Origin of the sequence: Thermus sp. (genome assembly GCF_039793865.1) — a bacterium.
Lineage (GTDB): Bacteria > Deinococcota > Deinococci > Deinococcales > Thermaceae > Thermus.
The window spans coordinates 1-6749 of sequence record NZ_JBAMMI010000039.1 but is presented as its reverse complement, the minus strand read 5'-3'; the positions used below and the strand labels follow the sequence as shown (position 1 = coordinate 6749).

Below are 6749 nucleotides of genomic sequence, written 5' to 3'. Positions count from 1 at the left end.
GGGCACCCTCACCACGGCTAAGCCCTCCTTCTTGGCCGCCCGGTAGAGGGTGCGGTCAAAGGTCAAAAGAGTGCTGTCTGGGTGGAGCTCCTTGAAGAAGAGGGCCCCTTCCAGGTGAAGGGCATCCGCCCCCTTCAAAGGGTGCTTTTCGCAAAGCCTGGCCGCCCTCATGTGGCCTTCTAGGGTAGGGGTGAGGACCTCCAGGTAGTCCCAGAGCTCATAGAGTTCCCGGAGGGCCTTTCGGTAGAGGAGGCGGGTGAGCTTGTTGTCCCTGCGCATGGCGTGCAAGACTCCCACGGCCTCGGGGAGGGCAAAGGCGCTTGCGGCGTGGGCTTGGGCCTGGGAGAAGGCCTCCCGGGCCAGGTCAGAAAGGTCCTCTTGGAGAAGGACTTTGAGAAGGCCGCTTGTTTCCAGGAAGAGCCTCAACGCCTTTGCTCCTGAAGGTAGGCGAGGCTGGACTTACCGGGTTTGGGCACTACCGGCTCTGGAAGGGGAGGCTTCCCCTTTTTGCGGGGCGGGGTGATGAGGAAGGGGGCCTCTTCCTTGGGCTTGGGCCTCGTGCCTCGGGGCATGACCTTAGTGTACCCGGGCCGATGTGCCCGGCCAAGGTGGCCGGGCAAGGCGGACAAAAGCCTTGAGGAAGGCTTCGGGCCCCTTTGCCCTGGGCTTCGCCTGGGGGAGGGGAGCGCCAGGTTAGGGCCGTTTGGGAGAAGTGCCGGGTAAAATCCCGTGTCGCCTTTCCTTGCCCCCGTGGAGCCCCTGCCACCCTTGGAGAAAGGGGAGGAGGAAGAGCCTAAATAAAGGCAGAGAATGCCCCTTGTTTTGGGATTCATGGGAAGATTTTTGACTTGGCAAGTGTCGGGTGAAGTGTCGGGTTAGCCCGACACTCGGGTTTGCGTCCTGGAGGGCAAAAGTGGCCCAAGTGTCGGGTGTGGCGGGTGAGCGTCAGGTGAGTTTTAGGTGGCTTTTGTGCCGTCTTGGACGGCAAAAACTCAAAGAAGCGTCGGGTAAAGTGGCATGTCGCCTCTTTATATGCCCGGAGTGTTCCCCCCTCCCCTTCCCCCCTCCTCCTTTGGGGGGCGGCTTCACCGGGGGGAAGCCTCAAAAGGGGGCAAAGCGGCCTTTACCCCTAGGGCAAGCCTCTCCTACCCTGGGGGCATGGAGGCTTGGGGGGAGTACCGAGAGGAGGGTGGGGCCCCTCGGGGGGTAGTCCCTACCCTCTTCCGAGAGGAGGCCTCCTAGGGTTAGGGGAGGAGGACCTTGGAGCTTACTGAACGGCAAAGGCAACTCCTTGACTACCTGGCCCGGGCCGGGGAGGCCCGCCTCTCTGAGGCCGCCCAGGCTCTGGGGGCAGGGGAGGCGGGGCTCAAGGACCTCCTTACCCGCCTAAAGGCCAGGGGCCTGGTGGAAAGCACCTCGAGGCGTACCTGGAGGCTCACGGGGGAGGGGCTTAGGGCCCTCAAGGGCTTTGGGAAGAAGGCTTCCTCCCTCGGGGCCCTTCCCGCATGGACTTCTCTCCTTACCCTCTTGCCCACCCCCGAGTACCGGGCCCTCTTGCGCCTCACCCTAGCCGTGGCTTACCTGAGGCAGAAGGCCCCCTCCCTGGGCCCCATGCCTTGGCTAGGGGCTTACGGCCCTCCCGGTACGGGCAAGAGCACCGTGGGGGAGGTGGCCCTGGCCCTGGTGGGAGGGCGCTTCTTTGATGTGCGGGCCATGACCCCGGGAGAGGCCCTGGGGAGGAGGCGGCAGACCTCGGGAGGGGGCTGGGAGGTAGAGCCCCCTGCTACCCTTCAGGGGCCCATCACCGTCCTGGATGAGCTTGGGGAAGCCCCCCCTGAGCTTCAGAGGGCCCTCTTTGCCCTGGTCAACGACCGCCCCACGGTGCGCATAGAGGGGCAGGAGCTTCCCCACCGCGCCGCCATCTACGCCACTTGGAACCCCGAGGCCCGGGAGGTGCCCCTCCCCGAGGGGGCCAAGAGGCGGGGCCTCCTCCTCAACACCGCCCCCTACGCCCGTACCCTGCACAAGGCCTTCCTGCGGGAGGGGGTAGGGGAGAGGGTACGGGAGTTTCTAGAGGCCGCCCCCACCCCCTGGATAGACCTTGCCGCTTTGCCTTCCCCTTCCCTCGAGGGCCTAGACCCTGGGCCCCTCCGAGAGGCCCTTTATGGCCTTTTGACCCCGAGGGGTAAGGGGGAAGTACCCCTAGGCGCTTTGAGGCCCCTTTCCGTGGCTTATAAGGCCCTCTTCTTCCCAGAGAACGAGGCGGCCCTAGTGGAGGCCGCCTACGACATGGCCCTCCTCCTGGCCTCTCGCCCTGGGCTCCTCTTGCCCGGGTGGGAGAAGACCATGCACGCCTTGCGGAAGGACCTCCCCCTGGAGGAGCCCTCTCCTCCCGAGGGGGAAAGGGGCTACCGGGGGCGCATGGAGGAGAGGGGAAGGAGGAAGCGCCTTTCGGCCCGCATCAACCGGCTTCTAAAGGAGCTTTACCGCTACCGGGCCCTTACCCGCGAGGAAGAGGAGGCCCGTGCCGAGCTTCGGGGCAGGGCGGAAGTCCTCCTGGAGGAGCTTGACCGGGAGGGCACTCCCCTAGAGGCCCTGGAGAAGGACGGGGAGGCCCTTTCGCGGGACATGGAGGACCTTCTTGGGCGGGTGAGGCACCGCCTGGAGGAGGGGAGGGCCCGCCTCCTGGAGGAGGCCAAAGCCCTAAAGGCCCAGGCCCAGGAGGCCTATAACCTGGCCCAGCGCCTCAGGTCCTTGGCCTTGAGGGACCCCGAGGCGGGGATGGAGGAGCTTGAGAAGAGGGGGATGGTAAGACGGGTGGCCCCTGAGGCCCTTCCCGCCCCGGAAAAGGACCAGGGGGAGGCCATCATACGGGCCTTATCGGGAGTGGTAGGGGCCGCCCTGGCCCTCGGGGGACGGCCCGAGGGGTGGGGCATGGTGGCGAGGGCCGCCTTCCCCCAGGTATTTGAGCCCCAAAGGAGGCCTCCCTCTTCCTGGGAGTTCCGGGGGCAAAGGGTGAGCAACCCCCAGAGCTTCTTGACGGGCATGGCCCAATCCTTGGAGAAGTGGGCTCAGGACCTTTCCAGGAGGGCAGAGGCCCTAAGGATGCAGGCCAGGGGGACAGCCTGACAGCTTGAGGACAGCTCAGCCCCGGAAAAGGACCGCAATCAACCGGCAAGAAGGACCAAGAAAAAGCCGATAAACAGCGCAACTCTTTCACGACCCTCCGGGCTAGGCGGGGTGATTTTTCTGCTCGTAAGCGGTAGGCCGCCGGTTCGAATCCGGCCACCGGCTCCAGCTCCAGGACGCAAAAAGCCCCGCCTCGGAAGAGAGGCGGGGGATTGCTTTTGAACGACGGCTTGAGCCCCAACCCCATAGCACCCAAAGGCCCGGACCGCCCCAAAAGGGCGGTTTGGATTGGCCCACGAACTTCCCAAGAGCCGGGCAAAGTGGCCTGTTGCCCCCGTATATGCCTGGAGCGTTGCCCCTCCTTTGGGGGGCGGGCTTCGCCCGACTTGCCAAAAGAAGCCTTGGCCTGTAGACTGAGCAAGTTGAGGGCCCTCAGGGCCAGCCCCTGGTCCTGAGGGTGGTGCCCTGTGTGGGCAAAACGGGGAAGGACACTTCCCCGGGCGGATCTTGAGAACACGGGGGCAAGTCCAAGAAGAAGGGAGTGGTGGCACTGCCGACGATCAATCAGCTCGTACGAAGGGGCCGCGAGAAGGTCCAGAAGAAGAGCAAGGTTCCAGCCTTGAAGGGTTCCCCCTTCCGCCGGGGGGTGTGCACCGTGGTGCGCACCGTGACCCCCAAGAAGCCCAACTCGGCGCTTCGTAAGGTGGCCAAGGTGCGCCTCACCTCGGGCTACGAGGTCACCGCCTACATCCCCGGCGAGGGGCACAACCTGCAGGAGCACTCCGTGGTCCTCATCCGGGGCGGCCGTGTAAAGGACCTGCCGGGGGTGCGCTACCACATCGTCCGTGGGGTTTACGACACCCAGGGGGTGAAGGACCGCAAAAAGAGCCGCTCCAAGTACGGGACCAAGAAGCCCAAGGAGGCCAAGGGCGCGGCCCCGGCTAAGAAGAAGTAGGTGAGGGTATGCGGAGAAGAAGAGCAGAGGTACGCCAGCTCCAGCCCGACCTGGTCTACGGGGACGTGGTGGTGTCGGCCTTCATCAACAAGATCATGCGGGAAGGGAAGAAGAACCTTGCCGCCCGCATCTTCTACGATGCCTGCCGCATCATCCAGGAGAAAACCGGCCAGGAGCCCCTCAAGGTCTTCAAGCAGGCGGTGGAGAACGTGAAGCCCCGGATGGAGGTGCGCTCCCGCCGCGTGGGTGGGGCCAACTACCAGGTGCCCATGGAGGTCTCCCCCCGCAGGCAGCAGTCCCTGGCCCTCCGCTGGCTGGTGCAGGCGGCCAACGCCCGTTCCGAGCGCGGGGCGGCGGTGCGCATCGCCCACGAGCTCATGGACGCGGCCGAGGGCAAGGGCGGGGCGGTCAAGAAGAAAGAGGACGTGGAGCGCATGGCCGAGGCCAACCGCGCCTACGCTCACTACCGGTGGTAAGCCATGGCGGTTAAGGTAGAGTACGACCTGAAGAGGCTCCGCAACATCGGCATCGCCGCCCACATCGACGCCGGCAAGACCACCACCACCGAGCGCATCCTCTACTACACCGGCAAGATCCACAAGATCGGGGAGGTCCACGAGGGCGCGGCCACCATGGACTTCATGGAGCAGGAGAGGGAGCGGGGCATCACCATCACCGCCGCCGTGACCACCTGCTTCTGGAAGGACCACCGCATCAACATCATCGACACCCCGGGCCACGTGGACTTCACCATTGAGGTGGAGCGCTCCATGCGGGTGCTGGACGGGGCCATTGTGGTCTTTGACTCCAGCCAGGGGGTGGAGCCCCAGTCCGAGACCGTCTGGCGCCAGGCGGAGAAGTACAAGGTTCCCCGCATCGCCTTCGCCAACAAGATGGACAAGACGGGGGCCGACCTCTGGCTCGTGATCCGCACCATGCAGGAGCGCCTGGGGGCGAGGCCCGTGGTGATGCAGCTTCCCATCGGCCGGGAGGACACCTTCTCGGGGATCATAGACGTCCTCCGGATGAAGGCCTACACCTACGGCAACGACCTGGGCACGGACATCCGGGAGATCCCCATCCCCGAGGAGTACCTGGACCAGGCCCGGGAGTACCACGAGAAGCTCATTGAGGCGGCCGCCGACTTTGACGAGGGGGTGATGCTCAAGTACCTCGAGGGCGAGGAGCCCACCGAGGAGGAGCTGGTGGCCGCCATCCGCAAGGGCACCATCGGCATCCAGATCACCCCCGTGTTCCTCGGCTCCGCCCTCAAGAATAAGGGCGTCCAGCTCCTCCTGGACGCCGTGGTGGACTACCTTCCCTCCCCCCTGGACATCCCCCCCATCCGGGGCACCACCCTCGAGGGGGAGGAGGTGGAGATCCACCCTGACCCCGATGGCCCCTTGGCGGTCCTGGCCTTCAAGATCATGGCCGACCCCTACGTGGGCCGCCTCACCTTCATCCGCGTCTACTCCGGGACCATCACCTCGGGGTCTTACGTCTACAACACCACCAAGGGCCGGAAGGAGCGGGTGGCCCGGCTTCTCCGCATGCACGCCAACCACCGCGAGGAGGTGGAGGAGCTGAAGGCGGGCGACCTCGGGGCGGTGGTGGGCCTCAAGGAGACCATCACCGGGGACACCCTGGTGGGCGAGGACGCCCCCCGGGTGGTCCTGGAGTCCATCGAGGTGCCCGAGCCGGTCATTGACGTGGCCATTGAACCCAAGACCAAGGCCGACCAGGACAAGCTCTCCCAGGCCCTCTCCCGCCTGGCGGAGGAGGACCCCACCTTCCGCGTCTCCACCCACCCCGAGACCGGCCAGACCATCATCTCCGGGATGGGCGAGCTCCACCTGGAGATCATCGTGGACCGGCTGAAGCGGGAGTTCAAGGTGGACGCCAACGTGGGCAAGCCCCAGGTGGCCTACCGCGAGACCATCACCAAGCCGGTGGACGTGGAGGGCAAGTTCATCCGCCAGACCGGCGGGCGCGGCCAGTACGGCCACGTGAAGATCAAGGCCGAGCCCCTGCCCCGCGGCTCCGGTTTTGAGTTCGTGAACGCCATCGTGGGCGGGGTGATCCCCAAGGAGTACATCCCCGCGGTGCAGAAGGGGATTGAGGAGGCCATGCAGTCCGGGCCCCTCATCGGCTTCCCCGTGGTGGACGTCAAGGTCACCCTCTACGACGGCTCCTACCACGAGGTGGACTCCTCGGAGATGGCCTTCAAGATCGCCGGCTCCATGGCCATCAAGGAGGCGGTGCAGAAGGGGGACCCGGTGATCCTCGAGCCCATCATGCGGGTGGAGGTCACCACCCCCGAGGAGTACATGGGCGACGTCATCGGCGACCTGAACGCCCGCCGGGGCCAGATCCTGGGCATGGAGCCCCGGGGCAACGCCCAGGTGATCCGGGCCTACGTGCCCCTGGCGGAGATGTTCGGCTACGCCACCGATCTCCGCTCCAAGACCCAGGGCCGGGGCTCCTTCGTCATGTTCTTTGACCACTACCAGGAGGTCCCCAAGCAGGTGCAGGAGAAGCTCATCAAGGGTCAGTAGATCCTTTTCGGGGTGGGCCTTCGGGGCCCGCCCCTTGCTTGAAAGGAGAGCGAAGATGGCCAAGGGCGAGTTTGTTCGGACGAAGCCTCACGTGAACGTGGGGACGATTG

Annotated in this window: 5 protein-coding genes; 4 read left to right on the top strand and 1 reads right to left on the bottom strand. The window is 65.5% G+C overall.

All coding sequences use genetic code 11. The features are described from left to right. A partial coding sequence (locus tag ABJK26_RS03740) for a type II toxin-antitoxin system VapC family toxin (RefSeq protein WP_347240892.1) occupies positions 1-426 on the bottom strand: 426 nt, incomplete at its 3' end. Between the two features lie 834 nt (positions 427-1260). Between ABJK26_RS03740 and ABJK26_RS03735 the strand changes: the two genes are divergently transcribed. The 4 genes from ABJK26_RS03735 (at position 1261) to fusA (ending at position 6639) form a co-directional block, all read left to right on the top strand. Further along, positions 1261-3129, top strand: a complete 1869-nt coding sequence (locus tag ABJK26_RS03735) for an AAA family ATPase (RefSeq protein WP_347240891.1) — start codon at positions 1261-1263, stop codon at positions 3127-3129. 550 nt (positions 3130-3679) lie between these two features. Then, positions 3680-4084 carry a 30S ribosomal protein S12 gene (gene rpsL / locus ABJK26_RS03730; RefSeq protein WP_347240893.1) on the top strand — a complete coding sequence of 135 codons (405 nt, stop codon included), beginning with the start codon at positions 3680-3682 and terminating at the stop codon, positions 4082-4084. Positions 4085-4092: 8 nt separating this feature from the next. Beyond that, a complete protein-coding gene (gene rpsG / locus ABJK26_RS03725; protein ID WP_347240889.1) occupies positions 4093-4560 on the top strand; it encodes a 30S ribosomal protein S7 in 468 nt (155 codons plus the stop codon). Positions 4561-4563: 3 nt separating this feature from the next. Next, the gene (gene fusA, locus ABJK26_RS03720) at positions 4564-6639 is read left to right on the top strand and encodes an elongation factor G (protein ID WP_347240888.1); all 2076 of its coding nucleotides are present in this window, start codon (positions 4564-4566) and stop codon (positions 6637-6639) included. Positions 6640-6749 lie beyond the last annotated feature (110 nt).

Coding starts and splice junctions, on each gene's coding strand:
- rpsG (WP_347240889.1), top strand. CDS start 4,093: ATGCGGAGAAGAAGAGCAGAGGTACGCCAGCTCCAGCCCGACCTGGTC.
- fusA (WP_347240888.1), top strand. CDS start 4,564: ATGGCGGTTAAGGTAGAGTACGACCTGAAGAGGCTCCGCAACATCGGC.